The organism is Mycobacterium sp. 012931, assembly GCF_000419295.1.
GTDB lineage: Bacteria > Actinomycetota > Actinomycetes > Mycobacteriales > Mycobacteriaceae > Mycobacterium > Mycobacterium marinum.
Map to the genome: position 1 here is coordinate 636,755 of NZ_AOPX01000001.1, position 16,996 is coordinate 653,750.

The following is a 16,996-nucleotide window of genomic DNA, read 5'->3' on the forward strand; positions in this document are numbered from 1 at the left end:
GGCTGACAACTGTGACCCGCTGAGTTTGAGCGCGCTAGGCCGGTCGGTGCTCGGCTGGCACCTTGACGAACGCGCCGCATCGAGCCACGCCCTATCCGGCTGCGACAGCTGACCGCGAGCGCACTTCGGACCCAGTTGTTGCATCGCATCGGGCCCGCGGGCTAACCGCCACTATCCATGCGATTGCCGCCGGAGGGCTCGGCGAGCGCCATCGCTACCAATTCTTCGGGGCTTAGTGAGTTGATCATGCCTTCGAGTTCCTGCTGCTTGGTTCCTACGTTGTCCACCCGGTCCACCCGGAGATTTGGATCGGGGTCTTTCCGCAGGCGTAGCAGTTTGTCCAGCAGGCCGGCATCTCGCAGATCGGCAACCGAGATCGTATTGAGCACGGACCGCAGCTTTTCGTCCTCAGAATCGGCGGGCGCCATGGCGTTGTGAGATTCGTGCTGATGGGTGGCGCACAACTGTTGGCCGAGGTGTTGGGCGAGCGCGCTCGGGGCTCGGTGATCGAAGATCAAAGTGGGCGGCAAAGTCAGCCCGGTAACGGTTTTGAGCCTGTTGCGAAGCTCGATAGCTGTCAGCGAGTCGAACCCGAGGTCGCTGAAGGTAGCGTTTGGGTCGATGTCGGCGGCGTTGAGCCGGCCCAGCACCATCACCGCTTGGGCACACACAACTTCGGTCAGCAGGTCGTGCTGCTCATCCTGGGCCATCATGTTCAAGCGGTTGACGAGCGCCAATTCCGTTGGCGTGCAGTCGTTATCGACGTTGCGCCGCATGGGCCGAGTAATCAAGTCGCTAAACAGGGTCGGCAAGTCGGCATTGAGCGCCGGGTTTTCCAACGCTCTGCGATCGAGACGGGCGGCCAGTACCGTGGGTTGATCCACAATCAGCGCGGCGTCGAATAGATCGAGCGCCTGCTGGGCGGATATCGCCGCGAACCCGCCGCGACTGAGCCGACTCACATCGCTGCCGCGCAGATGTTTGGTCATGCCGCTCGCCTGCTCCCATAACCCCCACCCCAACGACACGCCCGCCAAGCCGTGTGCGCGCCGGTCTGTGACGAGCGCATCCAAAAACGCGTTGGCCGCGGCGTAGTTCCCCTGACCGGGAGCCCCAACCACGCCCGCAATCGAGGAGCACAACACGAACATCGACAGCCCTAGACCACGAGTCGCGTGGTGTAGATTCCACGCCCCGTCGACCTTGGCCCGCAGCACCGAATCGACTTGATCCGGTGTCATCGAGGTGATTACCGCATCATCGAGCACCCCGGCCGCATGAATGACCCCAGTTAGCGCCGGATACTCCCGGCCCCAGCCGACTATCAATTTCTCCACCGCACTCTGATCGGCCACGTCGCAAGCGGCCACCAGCACACGGGCGCCAGCTTCGGAGAGCTCATCCACCAGCTCGGCCACACCCGCGCCCTGTTCGCCCATGCGGCTGACCAGCACCAGATTCCGCACGCCGTAGGCACTGACCAAATGGCGAGCCAACACCGAGCCGACCAGCCCGGTGCCGCCAGTGATCAATACCGTGCCTGCCGCCAGCGCATCGCGCAGTTCCGTTGGTGTGGAGAGGACCACTTTGCCGATATGACGGGCCTGACTGACGAACTGATAGGCCTGCGGAGCGCACCGCACATCCCAGCTCTTGACCGGCAGCCGATGCAGCTTCCCGGCCGCAAACAGCGTCATCAATTCGGCCAGCATCTGCCCAAGGCGTTGCGGCGCAACCTCGTTAGCCAGGTCGAATGCCCGATAGCTGACGCCAGGATGTTCTTGAGCAACCTCCTGGCCGTCACGGATATCGGTCTTACCCATCTCGATGAAGCGCCCCCCGTCGGCCAGCAACCGCAGCGAGGCATCGGTGAACTCTCCCGCAAGCGCGTTCAGCACAACATCGATTCCACGGCCGCCGGTAGCCGCCGAGAACTTCTCCTCAAACTCCAACGTGCGGGAGTCCGCGATTTGATCATCGTCAAAACCCATTGCGCGCAATGTGTCCCACTTGCCGCGGCTGGCAGTCACAAAGACCCGCGCCCCCCATAGCCGCGCCAGTTGAATCGCTGCCATGCCCACCCCGCCGGTGGCCGCATGGACCAACACCGACTCTCCACGACGAAGCCCCGCCAGATCCGACAACCCGTAAAAGGCCGTCAGGAACACGATCGGCACGCTGGCCGCCTCAGCAAACGACCACCCTGCCGGTATCGGAACCAACAGCCGCTGATCAACCACACACTCCGAACGGCCGCTCATCAGTCCCAGGACGCGATCACCGGGTTCCAGCCCGCTGACTCCCGGGCCGACCTCGACCACCACCCCGGCGCCCTCGCCGCCGAGGGTGGGCTTATTGCCGGGATACAGCCCCAACACCACCAGCACGTCCCGGAAGTTGACCCCAAGCGCAGCCAATGCGACCCGCACCTGGCCCACCGCCAGTGGTTCATCCGACCGCGGGCACGGCTCCAACACGACGTCATCAAAGGTGCCCCCGCCGGTGGCGGCCAGCTGCCACCCTTGGCCCGCGTCCGGTGTGCGCAGCGCCGCCCTGCCTCGGGCAAGCCGGGTGGCGTACACATCACCCGCGCGCACCACCAACTGCGGTTCCCCTACGCCGATGACTGTGGGCAGGGCCATCGATGTGTCGGTGTCGATCAGCACAATGCGACCCGGGTGTTCGGTCTGGGCCGACCGCACCAACCCCCACACCGCGGCCCCGGCCAGGTCAGTGTTGGCTTCGCCGGCGAGCCCCATCGCCCCCCGCGTACACACCACCAACACGGCGGGCAGGTCGTCAGCCAACCAGCGCTGCAGTACCTCTAGGACTCGGTGGGTGGCCGCATACACCGTGTTCACCACCGACTCAGCGCCGCCGGACTCCCACTGCCACACAACCGCAACGTCCCGGTCAAGGTCCCGCGCAGCCGCACAACGCCCGGCAAGGAAGTCATCCCAGGAGACCACCCGGCGTTCGCCTTCGCGCTGAACGCTGTCGCGCTCGAACGTGATCGGCGTCCACACCACATCCAACAGCTCCCGGCCGGTGCCATCGCCTCCCGCTGACATCGCGGCCCGTAGCTGCGCGGCGCCAACCGGGCGGGTAGTTAGCGAACCCACCGATAGGACCGGAAGACCCGCACCATCGGCCAACTCCACCGATACCGCGCTCGGTCCAGCCGGCGCGATGCGAACTCGCAGCCGCGAAGCGCCCGAGCCGTGCAATGACAAGTGCTGCCAGGAAAATGGCAGCACCGTCGCCTCGCCGTCGCCACCGAAGCCACCCACACACAGCCATGCGTGCAATGCCGCATCCAGCAGTGCTGGGTGGATCCCGACGTCGGTCAGGTCCAGGCCCTCGTCGTTGGGCAGGCCGACTTCGGCGAAGACGTCGCGGCCGCGCCGCCAGACCGCGCGCAGTCCCTGAAAGGCGGGGCCATACCCATAGCCGCGTCGCGCCAGCCGTTCATAGAGGCCACCGATATCGACCGCCTCTGCACCGGCCGGGGGCCGGGTCGACAGCTCCGCCGAGGCGGCCGGGGCCGGCTGCACCGCTGCGGGTGCCACACTGCCTTGCGCATGCAACACCCAATGCTGATCGGGTTGGTCCGCGCGGGAGTACATCGACACCAACCGCTGCCCCGACTGCCCGGCACTACCCACCACCACCTGCACCTGTACCGCGGTGCCGGCATTGAGTACCAACGGCGTCGCCAGCGTCAACTCCTCGACCACACCACATCCGACTTCATCACCGGCACGAATGGCCAGTTCCACGAATCCGGTGCCGGGGAACAGCACCGCGCCGCCGACCAGGTGATCGGCCAGCCATGGCTGACGCGCCAACGACAACCGTCCGGTCAGCACCACGGCACCGGTATCGGGCTGCTCAACGACCGCACCCAACAACGCATGCCCAGCCGCTACCAGCCCCGCCTCGCCCACATCGGCAGCGCTGGACGAGCCGTCCAGCCAAAACCGCCGCCGCGCGAACGCATACGTCGGCAACCCCACCTGCCGACCACCCGAGCCCGCAAACACCGCCGACCAATCCACCCCCACCCCGGCCACCCAGGCCTGGCTCAGCGACATCCAAAACCGCTCTACGCCGCCTTCATTGCGGCCCAATGTCGGAATCACGATCACCCCAGCGGAATCGGGCCGCCCGATCCCCTCGGCCAGCGATTCTTCGATACCGCCCAGCAACACCGGATGGGGACTGGCCTCAACGAAGGTCCGGCACCCTTGCTCGTGGCAGTAACGCACCGCTCGATCGAAGCGCACCGTCTGCCGAATGTTGCGATACCAGTAGTCGGCGTCCAACGAAGCGCCATCCACCGACGCACCGGTCACCGTCGAGACAAATTCGATGTCTGACGAACGCGGCCGCACCCCGGCCAGGGCTTCCACCAGGCTAGAACCGATCGACTCCACTTGCGCGGAATGCGACGCATAGTCCACCTCGACACGGCGCGCCCTCATGCCCTCGGCCTCACAACGCCCCGTCAATCCGTGCAAAGCTTCGGCTTCGCCGGAAACCACCACCGCCGCAACACCATTAACCGCAACCAAGCTCAGCCGATCTCCGTAGTCGGCCAGCAACTCGCGCACCCGCTCGACACCGCATGCGATAGCCACCATGCCGCCGGTGCCAGCCAGATCTACCAACGCCCGACTACGCAAGGCCACCACAGCCGCGCCATCCCGCAGCGACAAAGCCCCGGCCACACACGCCGCAGCAATCTCACCCTGCGAGTGCCCAATCACCGCGTCGGGGACCATGCCCATCGAGCGCCATAACTGGGCCAAGGACACCATCATCGCCCACAAGACGGGCTGCACCACATCTACCCGATCCAGCGTCGGCGCCCCCGCGACGCCGTTGACCCCATCGAGCAACGACCAATCCACGAACTCGCCCAACGCCTCTGCGCACAAGCGCATGTGCTCCGCGAACACCGGCGATGCCGCTAACAATTCGCGGCCCATTCCCGGCCATTGCGAGCCTTGGCCGGGAAATACCATGACGGTCTTGCCTACCGTGGCGGCTCGGCCGTTGAGTACTGTTGGGCCGGGCTGCCCGGCGGCCAGTTCGGTCAATCCCGATATCAGTTGCTGACGGTCCTCGCCCAGGACCACGGCCCGATACTCAAACGCCGTGCGCCGTGCCAAGCTGAAGCCCACATCGAGCCGATCGAGGCCTTCATCGGCTTGCACGGCAGCAAGTAGCCGCTTTGCCTGCGCGGCTACCGCCGCCTCCGACTTGCCCGAAACCACCCACGGCAGCGAATCCGGGGACACATCAACGGCTTCGGCCACCACCGCAGGGCAAACCTGTTCCACGATCACATGCGCATTGGTGCCGCTGATCCCAAATGACGACACCCCCGCCCGACGCGGCCGGCCATCCACCGCCGGCCAGGGCCGCGGCTGGGTCAACAACGACACCGCCCCCGAGGACCAATCCACATGCGGGGAAGGCACATCCATATGCAACGTCGCCGGCATCAGCTCATGGCGCATCGCCTGCACCATCTTGATCACCCCAGCGATTCCCGCCGCGGCCTGAGTATGGCCCCTATTCGACTTGATCGAACCCAGCCACAACGGCCGATCGGCCGGGCGAGCCTGCCCGTAAGTCGCTAACAGCGCCTGCGCCTCAATAGGATCACCCAACGTGGTGCCCGTCCCGTGGCCCTCCACCACATCCACATCCGCAGCGGTCAACCCCGCGTTAGCCAACGCCGCCTCGATCACCCGCTGCTGCGCAGGCCCATTGGGTGCGGTCAACCCATTAGAAGCACCATCCTGATTCACCGCCGATCCCGCGATTACCCCTAACACCGCAAGGCCCCGCCGCCGCGCCTCCGACAACCGCGTCAGCACCACCACCCCAGCACCCTCAGAAAACCCCGTCCCATCCGCAGCCCCCGCGAACGCCTTACACCTCCCATCAGCCGCCAATCCCCGCTGCCGAGAAAACCCCACAAACGTTGCCGGCGTGGCCATCACCGTCACCCCACCCGCCAACGCCACATCACACTCCCCCGACCGCAACGACGCCGCCGCCAAATGCAACGCCACCAACGACGACGAACACGCCGTATCCACCGACACCGCCGGACCTTCTAGCCCCAACAAATACGCAACCCGCCCCGAAGCCACACTCGCCGCCGCCGACGTCAACCCATAACCCTCCAAATCCCCAGACACCCGCCCCGCCCCATAATCAGAACTCATCAACCCGGTAAACACCCCAGTCACCGAACCCCGCAACGACACCGGATCAATCCCCGCGTCCTCCAACGCCTCCCAAGAAAACTCCAACAACAACCGCTGCTGGGGATCCAGCGCTAACGCCTCACTAGGCCCAATCCCAAAAAACCCCGCATCAAACCGATCAGCACCATCCAAAAACCCACCCAACCGGCAATACGTCTTACCCAACGCATCAGGATCCGGATCAAAAACCCCCTCCACATCCCAACCCCGATCAACCGGAAACCCCGAAATCACATCCCGACCCCCCACCACCACATCCCACAAACCCCCCGCCGACTCCACCCCACCCGGATACCGACACCCCACACCCACAATCGCCACCGGCGCCCCACCAACCACCGAAGGACCCGGCTTCCCCCGGCCACCCGATCCAGCTAGCTCGGTCTCCAAATGCGCTGCCAGCTGAGAAATCGAGCCATAGCCCCACCCGACCGTCTCCGGTAGCCGCAACCCGGTCACCGCCGCCAACCGATTACGCAACTCAACCGTCATGCGCGAGTCAAAACCCAGCTCGGCGAAGGCCACGTCGCGGTCTATTCGCTCAGCGGCCGGGTCCCCCAGGATCTGGGCCACCTCTGCGCTGACTGTGTCGGCGATCAGGCGGTGACCTTCTTGCTGTAGAAATGCCAGGCGCTAGTCAAGTGTTACCGGGCCGACTCTCGGGCCAACCTTGTAGTTGGTTTGCGTTTGGGGATCGCGCTGCCCATCCGAGTCGGACGTCCCCACCGTGGACCGGCGCTCCCAAACTGGCTGCGCCGCAGGCTGCGTGCGGAGTTGGCCGCGCTGTAGTTTGCCGGACGCGGTTCGGGGGAGCCGCTCTGCGATCTCGAATCGATGCGGTACCTTGTGCGGCGACAAGCTGCCAAGCAGCCGCCGATGAAGTTCTTTGATCGCCGATTCACCAAGCGACGCGCCACTTTCGGGCACCAGAAACGCTTGAAGCGACGATTCGCCGGTGGCTTCCCGTACGGAAACGACCGCCGTCTCGGCCACCAGGTCGTCTTCGAGAATGAGCTGTTCAATCTCGCGCGGATTGATGTTGATGCCGCCGACGATTTCTATGTCGTCCGCGCGGCACCGGTAAGTTACCCATCCGTGGGCGTCGACGCACACCCTGTCCCGCGTGTCGAGCCAGCTATCGCTGATCGACGGAGGCTCGGTAGGTCGATTCCAATAGCCGGCGGTCAGCGACGGTCCGCGGACCCAAAGGTCTCCCTCAACCCCGGGTGCGGCGGTGGTGCCATCCGGTGCCACCACACGTATCTCGTAGGGGGGCAGAACCTTTCCTAGAGTCCCGAGGCGCCATTCATCGACCGTGCTCGAGATGAACGTTTGCCCAACCTCGGTGAAGCCTATTCCATCGAGGAGGGGGATACCGCCAAAGAACTTCATCAGTCGCTGGGCCAGGCCGAGCTCAAGTGCCTCGCCTGCGGAGAGACCACACAGCGCAACGACCGGAACGCATCGGCGGCGCAGGTGTCGGCAACTCTCGCAAGAAAGGTTGGCACGCCATACAGAACCGATGGCGAGAACCTCTCGCTGAGGTTGGCCGCCGACTCGGCGCCCAGCGGCGAACGACTGATCACCGCAGAACTGCCGGTGGCCAGTGGAAACCACACCGAATTGCCTAGACCATAGGCAAAATACATGCGCGCGATGCTTAGCCCGACGTCGTCGGGACTGAGCCGTAGTGCATTGCGACACATGGCGTCGATGAATGCCCACACGTCGCCGTGCCGATGCAGCGCCGCCTTGGGGGCGCCGGTGGTACCGGACGTATAGGTGCCGTAGGCAAGGGCATCGCCGATCAACGGCTCGTAGACCGCCGGTTTGGCCTGGTTGGCTTCCGCCCACAGCTCCCCCGGATCCACGATGCCGGACCGCGCAAACCTGTCGCGCAGAGCATCAGTGGTCACCACAAGTGCCGGCTGCGTGTCCTGCTCCTGGAATGCATGGTCGTCGGGGCGCAGCTCCGGATTCGCAATGAACGCCACAATCCCCCGAGCCAGACAGGCCAGCAGTAACTGCACCAAATCGGTTGAGTCCGGGAGGCACAGCAGGACACGGTCGCCAGTGCACAGACCCCGGGAACCAAATACGTTGCCGAGGCGCGCCGCACCCTCATGGATTTGGGCGTGGGTCACGATGTTCGGCGCGTAGTATGCCGGCGAGGACGCCCATTCTGACGCCAATGCTTGGTTGGCAAGCAGCCACGCTAGATTGTTATTTCGCATGCCGAATGACCCTGTCCTGACTCGCCACTATGAACACATTCGTTTCCCCGCATGGCGCAGGGATGCAGGCCCTTGTCTTAAGGCAGACCTACACGTGAAGAAGTTGGAACTTCCTACAGTCGGCTGGTGCCGATGCCGCCGCTTCAAGTCACTGTTTGGGCCTTGGTGCCGATATAGGCCGAATGTCCTTGTTGATCGCGATGTCGTTGTTGAGACAGCAGATGAATATCTCGGAAGGAAATGCTCCGTGATGACTATCGCCGGTTGACCCGAGATGATGATCGTGTATCGGCGGGCGAGGGCTTGATGTTGTGAGATTCGGTATTCCGGAGCCACGATCCACTCCGGCAACTCGCCGATCCAGACTTCCGGCGCTTCATTGAAGAACTCGATGCGACTCGCCACCAGCAACTCGCCAATCGGGCGGTCAGTGTTCATCAGGCTTTCTATGAGCTCGGGCGGGACTCGATCGACGACGATCGAAGTCTCTGCGGCTACGAATGAGCTCCCGGAATGCCTGCATTGGAGCACTACATTGCGCAGCAGAGTTCGGCCTTTGGGCAACTGCGCGCGGTCCGGCGGAGTCGGCGCGTCGGGCAGAATCTCCTGATCGATGTTCTGGATGACGATCTCGTCGGCGGTGACGATATTGAGAATCCTGGTGAGAGTGCCATTTGTCGTGACCAGTATTCGGAGGTCTCGGTTCAGGCCTTGTATCTCTTAATCCGACAAATAGCGGCGGTTCATTGGTCGTACCTCCAGTCTCAGGGCGAGTCGGTCTTATTGCCGTTCAACTAATGCAGGTAGATAGCGATCCGCTCTCCGAATAATTGCAGTGATTCGATGTTCAACATCGACTCGTGCGTGCAATCGACGGGATATTCCGTGATATCGCCGGAAACGTATGGCCGCCAACTGTCTGCGAGTGATCGGCCGCCGCTGCCCCGCTTGGCGGAGAAGACGATCATGTCACCGTCAAATACATCCGGGACATGCTTCAATCTCATTGATTGATTGGCGTTCATGTTGTCGAGCATGATTTCTACAATCCGCCTGGGCGGGAGCGAGAACTCGATCGGTGTGCGTTGGTTGAGTAGTGCTTCTGCCTGCCGATAGGTAAGGGGCCGGGGGTGTGCCGCGATATCGATTCCCGCAGCGACCAAAATCAGTTCCAGGACATCGCTTTCGGATGCTGGCTCGGCAACGCTGTCGGCGCTATCGACCTCGCCGGTCGCGTCCAGAACGATGAGCCGGCCGACCTCGCATCCTCGCCGGCGGAGCTCAACGGCAATCTCATGGGCGACCACGCCCCCCATGGACCAACCGAGAAGGTTGTAGGGGCCATCAGGGCAGGCCCTGAGGGGGATCCCCCGTCTGGTCGCGCTTTCGTTAAGGGCTTCGAGGCGGTTCGCCGCGGCAATGTTGGCGCTGCGATTGAACTGGCTGGTCAGTATGACCGACATCAGTGCGGTGCTTGCCGAGGCGGACAGCTGTTGATTGACGCTAACCAGGGTCGAACCCCGCGCGATTTGGTGCGGGGCCAGGGTCTGCACCGCCACCGTGGTGAGTTGCAGCATGATGGAGCCTATGCCCATACCCACGATCGTCAGCCCGATAAGCAGGGTGGGTACGTAAGCGGCGTGCTCGGCGGCGCCGAACGCGAGAGTGCCCATGCCAACGCTGATCAGCGTTACGCCGCCCAACACCACCTTGCCGGCGCCGTGTCTGTCCATCAAGACGCCGGAGGTCGGTATGGTCACCGCGGCACCGAGCCCAAGCGGAATCATGTGTATGCCGACCTGCAACGGTGTTTCACGCAACAGCTGCTGAAAGTAACTTGGCACCAGCAGCACGGCCCCGGAAAACCCCGCGGCGACAAAGACTATCGTCGCATTGGCGACGGTCACCACCCGGTTCCTGAACAGCCGCAGATCTATCAGCGGACGGTCGGCGCGATAGAGAGCATGAAAGACGAAGGCGCCCATCAGAACCAGCCCGGCGGTCGCCGGTATCACGACATGGCGATCAGCTACGGTCCCGCGGGCTGGAACAGTCGACAATCCGTAGAGAAATGTTGCCAGCCCGGGTGACAGTAGCAGCATGCCGACTATGTCGATGGTTTCTGACGGTGCTGTGTGATCTCCGGGAAACGCGATGGCTGCAAGGGCTACCGTGATCAAGCCGATCGGCACATTGATCCAGAAAATCCACTGCCACCCGTAGTCGTCGATGAGCCAGCCGCCGAGGATCGGCCCAGCCATCGGGCCAAGTAGTAGCGGTATGCCCATCACCGACATGAGCCGAGCGAGTCGGTTGGGGCCCGCCTCGCGAGCCAAGATGGTAATGACCAGTGGCATCAATATGCCGCCACCACCGCCCTGAACCGCGCGGAAGATGATCAGACACGCGATGTTCGGGGCGACAGCGCACAACACTGAACCTAGGGTCAACCCCAACACCGAAATCATGAAGAGTCGCTTGGTGCCGATCCGGTCGGCCGCCCAGCCTGACAACGGGATAGCCGCGGCTTCGGTCAGTGTGTAGGCGGTCACCGTCCAAGCGACGACGGCTTGATTTGAGCCAAAGGTGACGATCAGACTGCGCTGCGCGACACTGACGGCAGTATTGGCCAAATTCACTGCGACCGAAGCGAACACGCAGATTCCAGCAATCCGAAGCAGCGAACCGTCGAGTCTATCGGCGGCGCTCTCCCGCCGCCACTGAACTCCCCGTGCTCCCATCGGGCCGTCCCGGCAGATTCTGTTGCAACGCGGTAGCTTTCGCAGGAGTGGTATTCATCGGCAGCCGCTATACGCACGGCCTGGACAGCATCGGACCACCCAGGTTCGGCGGCTCGGTAGCGTGAACCAACATCGAATGACGCCCGGCTACACGCGCGCCGCTGCCGGCTCTTGCGAGACGGACGTGAGTAGTCGCTGACGCGTTAGCCGAGGGGGCCGTGAGCGGATGTTTAGTGGCCACCAGAACCAGCGGCCGAGTAGCGCGGCGATAGATGGGGTCATCAAGGAGCGCACAATCAACGTATCGAACAGCAGACCCAGGCCGATGGTCGTCCCGATCTGGCCTATCACAATCAGATCGCTGACCGCCATGGACGCCATCGTCAAGGCAAACACCAGGCCGGCCGACGTCACTACCTTGCCAGTACCGCCCATCGCCCGGATGATTCCGGTCTTTATCCCGGCCCCGACTTCCTCCTTGAGCCGGGATACCAGCAGTAGGTTGTAGTCGGAGCCCACGGCCAATAGAACGATGACGGACATCGCGAGCACGAGCCAATGCAGTTCGATGCGGAGCAGGTGTTGCCACAGCAACACCGAGAGACCAAACGATACGCCTAGCGATAGCGCAACGGTTCCCACGATCACTAACGCCGCGACGAAACCTCGCGTGATAAGTAGCATGATGATGAAAATCAGGCACAGCGAGGAAAGCCCCGCAATTATCAGATCGTATTTCGAGCCGTCGGCTATGTCTTTGTAGACCGCGGCGGTACCGGTGAGGTAGATCTGGGCGTCCTCCAACGGGGTACCCTTGAGCGCCTCCGCCGCCGCGATATTTATCGCGGAGATACTCGATATGTCCTCGTATCCCGCCGCGTTTCCTCTGTGAAAGATAAATAGCCGGGCCGCCTTCCCATCTTGGGGCAAAAACATCTTCATTCCCCTTTTGAAATCGGGGTTGTTAAAAACCTCTGGAGGCAGGTAGAACGAATCGTCGTTCTTAGCGGCGTCGACTGCTTGGCCCATCGCAGTCGAGTTCTTGCTCAATTCATCCATCTGATCGTAGATCCCGGACATCGTGCTGTGCATTGTCAGAATCAATGTCCGCATACCCTCCATGTTTTGGATCATCTGCGGAAATGTCGCAACGACCTGAGGGAGAATCCGATCCATGTCGGTTAGGTCTCCCGTGAGGGTGGTGAGCTGTTCGGAAACCTGGTCGACGCCGTCGAGGGCATCAAATATCGACCTTAGCGACCAGCAGATAGGGATGTCCGCACAGTGTTTCTCCCAGTAAAAATAGCTCCGAATAGGCCGCCATGTGTCTTCGAAGTCCGCGATGTGGTCACGCAATTCGTCGGTGACGCTCTTCATTTCGAGCGTATCGCCCACCATTCGATGCGTAGTTTTCGACATCTGCAGCATCAGATCGTAGGTCCGCTTCATTAGCGCGATAGTGCTCGTCAGCTGGTCCGCCTGCGTCAGCATGTCGTTCATGCGGTCGCGCTGGTATTTCATGTTTTGCAGCTGACCCGCATTCTGCATGCCGATCTGGAACGGTATCGACGTATGCTCGATGGGCGCGCCCTTGGGCCGAGTTATCACCTGTACTCGGGAGATTCCCGGCACATGAAAGATGCCTTTGGCCAACTTGTCCAAGACCAGGAAGTCCGCAGAATTCCTCATATCGTGCTCGGCGACGATCAGCAAGACGTCCGGCTTCATTCGGGACGGAGGAAAGTGACGATTTGCCGCGGCGTATCCAGCATTGGCCGGGATGTTGTCTGGCACATAGGTCTGGTCGTCGTAATTTGTCTGATACCCGGGCAGGGCGATCAGGCCAACCAGTGAGACGGCACAGGTTGCCGTCAGGATGGGAGCGGGCCACCGTACGACAGCGGTGCCAATCCGGCGCCAGCCGCGCGTCTTGATCTTCCGCTTCGGATCGAACAATCCGAAGCGGCTGCCCAATGCGAGAACTGCTGGGCCCATCGTCAGCGCGGCGACTACCGCAACCAGCATGCCTGCGGCACAAGGGATCCCCATGCTCTGGAAATAGGGCATCCGCGTGAAGGTCAGGCAATACATCGCTCCGGCGATGGTCAGGCCGGAGCCTAAGATAACGTGAGCAACGCCTCGGTACATCGTGTAGAAGGCTGTTTCCGCGTCCTCGCCGGCCTGCCTAGCCTCCTGGTAGCGGCCGATGATGAATATGCTGTAGTCCGTACCGGCGGCGATGGCCATGGTTGTGAGCAAGTTAATGGCATAGGTCGACAAGCCAATAACCCCGTGCCACGCCAAAAAGGCGACGACTCCCCGCGCCGCTGTTAACTCGATTCCAACCGTAATGAGCAAAAGTGTCACGGTGACGATTGAGCGATAGACCAGCAGCAGCATGGTGAAGATCACCAAGATACTTATCATCGTGACGATGACGAGTGACTTATCTCCGGTGCGACTCATATCGGCGGTGAGTGCCGACGGGCCGGTGACGTACACCTTTATGCCAGGAGGGGGCGGCGTGCGCGCCAGGATCTGCCGCACAGCCTCGATGGACTGGTTGGCCAGCGGGCCCCCCATGTTGCCGGCGAGGTTCAGCTGCACATACGCGGCTTTGCCATCGGTGCTCTGCGCCCCTTCCGCCGTCAGCGGATCGCCCCAAAAATCCTGAATGTGCTGAACGTGCGTTGTATCGCTGCTCAACTGACGAACGAGGTTGTTGTAGTACTAGTAATGCGCGTTGTCACCCAGCGGCTGGTCGCCCTCCAAGAGGATCATCGCTGTGTTGTCGGAATCGGACTCCTTGAACAGCTCCCTGATGCGCCTCATCGCAACCGCCGACGGGGCATCTCTGGGATTCATTGAAACCGAATGCAGCTGCCCAACCACCTCAAGTGGTGGCAAGCCCACAGTGAGATACGCACTCAATGCAATCCAGCCGATGACGATGGGAATGGACAGCCTACGGATCGCGCAGGAAAGCGACTGCCGCACTGGGCGTTTGATGGTCACGCCGACTTTACTATGCAGAAGGTGTACGCGTTGACTTCTTGTGATAGTCGCTCGGCCTTGATGACGCCGTCTACGATTATCCGGCATCCCAATCTGTTGCTATCACCCTGCGCCACAATGTTTCCCGTCAGTGATGCCGACGTTGACTTGATTTCCAGCGACCAGGGCAGATGCGCTCCATCAACCCGGCGCGGCTGGGCGTTGACGTCGAAATAGTCGATATCGGCGACCGTTCCAGCTGGCCCGAAGATTTCATACGTCAGCTGTTTTGGGTTGAAGGGTGTGGCGTCGTCACTGGAGCCGTCGGTATAGAGCTCGGGCTTTTGTGAACCGAAGAACCCGTGAACACGCGATACGCTGAATGCGGTGACGCCGACCACCGTGACGATCACCAGTGGGATCCAAAGTTTGCCAAGAATCTTGAGAGCTGTCATCAGTTCACCTAGCCGCAGTTCTGCTGTTCGAGGACCGCGTCAGTCGAGGGATTCTTCGGCGCGGTTCTGGGGATGAAAGATGGGACTTCGCGGGTGCGCCCTCCGCGTCGAAACCTGGTCGACGGCCGGAGCGGAGCGGCCCGACGGTCGCGAAGGTGGTGTGCTGGGTGATCGGCTCGCTGATCACTGGGGCCCCTAACGATCGGGATTGTTGTCAGCACTGATTTCTGGCTACCCACCTAGAAAACTGAAACCAATTCGCTTTTAAGCGTTAGGAATTCGTGCGGTTACTAGGTGCTGTAGTAGGTAGAACGTCAATAGCGGGCTCAACCGTACTGTCGCCCTTGGGGGTTGGCAACCCCGCCGAAATTGCGTGAATCCTGTGAGTTGGCTTAATAGCCTTTCGGGCCGAGATTGATGGAATCGCAAGACGGCGAACAAATGTGACGTGTACTCGCCTTTTCGGGCGGAAACCACCCCAGTGCTTGGGAAACGCGTCGCGCACCGGCACCCATGTGCGACAGGAACAACCGGCCAATGTTTGGAAAACGCCGTTCGTCGGTTGCCCGCAGTGATCGAGCGCCGCGAGTCGTTCAGCTGCGGGTTTGTGAATACCTACCGGTAGGGAATTGGTCGCGGCCGCCGGCGGGGGTCGCGTATTCAATTGACTTGTAAAGCTCAGTCGCACAACGTTTCAGGTGCTTTGCCGACTGCCAGTGGTGGCGACGAGATGTCGAGCCGACCGGTTGAGCTGCGGAGACTGCGGCCGCGGGCCGGCCTCATTACCCGCCCCGCCCTGGCTGACTCCTGTGAGTTCACTGAGAGGGGTTGCGAAAGCACTTCGGCGGGCGTGAAATATGCGCTTGGCGCCGACGTTAAAACGTCGACTCGAAAGTTGTAATGCTAATGACTATCAGTCCTTTTGACGACGATAATGGCGCATTCTTCGTTCTGGTCAACCACGAGGAGCAGCACAGCTTGTGGCCGACCTTCGCTGAGATCCCTGCCGGATGGCAAGTGGTCTATGGCGAGGAGGAGCGCACAAAGTGTCTGGCATATATCGATGAAAACTGGCCTGACATAAGGCCCAGGGCTCCGGCGTTAACGCCGGAGCCCTGACATAAGGCCGAAGAGCCTCCGCGAGAAGCTGGCACGAGGTAGTCACGGCCACACCTGAGCCGCTGGCAAGCTCCCGAACCGAACTCGATCTGACGCGGTTCGCCAGGTTCGGTGACTCGGTGATGTCACGGCGAGGCTGGTCACGGCCTGGCGGCCAATTTGTGGTCGCCGGCTGCCCGGTTCACCAAATTAGGGGACCCGCTCTAAGAAAGGCATTTCGATGGCAAGCCAAGAGAAACTTCACACCTATCTCAAGCAGGTCGTCTTGGAACTCGAGAAGACGCGTAGGCGTTTGCGCGAGGTTGAGATGGGGGCTCGGGAACCGATCGCAATCGTGGGTATGGCTTGCCGCTACCCGGGCGGGCTGGAGTCACCCGCAGATCTGTGGTCGGCCGTTGCCGAAGGCCGTGACCTGATTTCGGAGTGGCCGTCGGATCGGGGGTGGTACGGCGAGCCCTATTTCGACGGGGAGTCTCAGACCAGCAGGTTGGGCGCACCGATCGGGGGGTTTCTGGCCGATGTGAGCGCCTTCGACGCGGAGTTTTTCGGACTCAGTTCGAGTGAGGCCTTGGCGATGCATCCACATCAGCGGCTCGCGCTCGAATGCGCCTGGGAGGCGTTCGAGCGCGGGGGTATCGATCCCTCGAGCGTCCGAGGTAGCGACACCGGGGTCTTCCTAGGTGTTACGTCGATTCCGTACGAAACACTGGGCGAAGGGGTGGACGGCGATAGTCCACTGATGGTGGCGGGCCATATGACGAGTATGGCTGCGGGGCGAATTTCCTATCTTTTCGGGCTCGAGGGACCAGCCATGGCGCTGGATACCGCTTGCTCGTCGTCGCTGGTTGCGATTCATCAAGCCGTCGGATCATTGAGATCGGGTGAGTGCTCGATGGCGCTTGCCGGGGGCGCATCGATCATGATGTCGCCACCGAGCTTCTTTGCCTTGGCGCAAGGCATGGCGTCGGCGAGCGACGTGCGGTGCAAGTCGTTTTCAGCGTCGGCCGACGGTGCCGGTTGGGGCGAAGGGTTGGGCCTGCTCCTGCTGGAGCGCCTGTCTGACGCCCGGCGAAATCAGCATCCGGTGTGGGCCGTGGTGCGCGGTAGCGCCGTCAAGCATGACGGCGCATCGAACGCTCCGCAGGCGCCCAACGGTCTTGCCTAGCAGC

9 protein-coding genes and 2 pseudogenes are annotated in these 16,996 nt (G+C 62.0%); 3 read left to right on the forward strand and 8 right to left on the reverse strand.

Going from position 1 to position 16,996, the window contains the following annotated elements; all coding sequences use genetic code 11:
- Positions 1-161: 161 nt before the first annotated feature.
- The 5 genes and pseudogenes from MMSP_RS02835 to MMSP_RS25560 all read right to left on the reverse strand — a co-directional run bounded on the left by MMSP_RS02835 (position 162) and on the right by MMSP_RS25560 (position 9,148).
- Positions 162-6,857 (reverse strand): type I polyketide synthase, encoded by a 6,696-nt coding sequence (locus MMSP_RS02835; protein ID WP_020785400.1) that lies wholly within the window; start codon positions 6,855-6,857, stop codon positions 162-164.
- A 60-nt stretch (positions 6,858-6,917) separates the two neighbouring features.
- Complete coding sequence (locus MMSP_RS27865) at positions 6,918-7,397, reverse strand: hypothetical protein (RefSeq protein ID WP_235065845.1); 480 nt, start codon at positions 7,395-7,397, stop codon at positions 6,918-6,920.
- Between the two features lie 117 nt (positions 7,398-7,514).
- Positions 7,515-7,676 (reverse strand): annotated as a pseudogene (locus MMSP_RS29690) (hypothetical protein); the annotation flags it as partial.
- A complete protein-coding gene (locus MMSP_RS27875) occupies positions 7,676-8,518 on the reverse strand; it encodes an AMP-binding protein (RefSeq protein ID WP_051153593.1) in 843 nt (280 codons plus the stop codon). The pseudogene MMSP_RS29690 and the gene MMSP_RS27875, both read right to left, overlap by 1 nt.
- Before the next feature lie 27 nt (positions 8,519-8,545).
- Complete coding sequence (locus tag MMSP_RS25560) at positions 8,546-9,148, reverse strand: chorismate pyruvate-lyase family protein (RefSeq protein WP_252872205.1); 603 nt, start codon at positions 9,146-9,148, stop codon at positions 8,546-8,548.
- Between MMSP_RS25560 and MMSP_RS27880 the strand changes: the two genes are divergently transcribed.
- Positions 9,032-9,316 carry a hypothetical protein gene (locus MMSP_RS27880; RefSeq protein WP_036426055.1) on the forward strand — a complete coding sequence of 95 codons (285 nt, stop codon included), beginning with the start codon at positions 9,032-9,034 and terminating at the stop codon, positions 9,314-9,316. The genes MMSP_RS25560 and MMSP_RS27880 overlap by 117 nt on opposite strands.
- Here MMSP_RS27880 and MMSP_RS02850 read toward each other — a convergent pair.
- The 3 genes and pseudogenes from MMSP_RS02850 to MMSP_RS02860 all read right to left on the reverse strand — a co-directional run bounded on the left by MMSP_RS02850 (position 9,313) and on the right by MMSP_RS02860 (position 14,708).
- Positions 9,313-11,259 (reverse strand): DHA2 family efflux MFS transporter permease subunit, encoded by a 1,947-nt coding sequence (locus tag MMSP_RS02850; RefSeq protein ID WP_084472508.1) that lies wholly within the window; start codon positions 11,257-11,259, stop codon positions 9,313-9,315. The genes MMSP_RS27880 and MMSP_RS02850 overlap by 4 nt on opposite strands.
- Before the next feature lie 147 nt (positions 11,260-11,406).
- A pseudogene (locus tag MMSP_RS02855) lies at positions 11,407-14,274 on the reverse strand (RND family transporter).
- Positions 14,271-14,708, reverse strand: coding sequence for an MmpS family protein (locus MMSP_RS02860; protein ID WP_020785407.1), 438 nt, complete (start codon positions 14,706-14,708; stop codon positions 14,271-14,273). Before MMSP_RS02860 ends, MMSP_RS02855 begins: the two are co-directional and overlap by 4 nt.
- A 906-nt stretch (positions 14,709-15,614) precedes the next feature.
- Here MMSP_RS02860 and MMSP_RS02865 point away from each other — a divergent pair.
- The gene (locus tag MMSP_RS02865; protein WP_036427050.1) at positions 15,615-15,827 is read left to right on the forward strand and encodes an MbtH family protein; all 213 of its coding nucleotides are present in this window, start codon (positions 15,615-15,617) and stop codon (positions 15,825-15,827) included.
- Between the two features lie 220 nt (positions 15,828-16,047).
- The gene (locus tag MMSP_RS27885) at positions 16,048-16,992 is read left to right on the forward strand and encodes a beta-ketoacyl synthase N-terminal-like domain-containing protein (protein ID WP_020785408.1); all 945 of its coding nucleotides are present in this window, start codon (positions 16,048-16,050) and stop codon (positions 16,990-16,992) included.
- Positions 16,993-16,996: the final 4 nt, after the last annotated feature.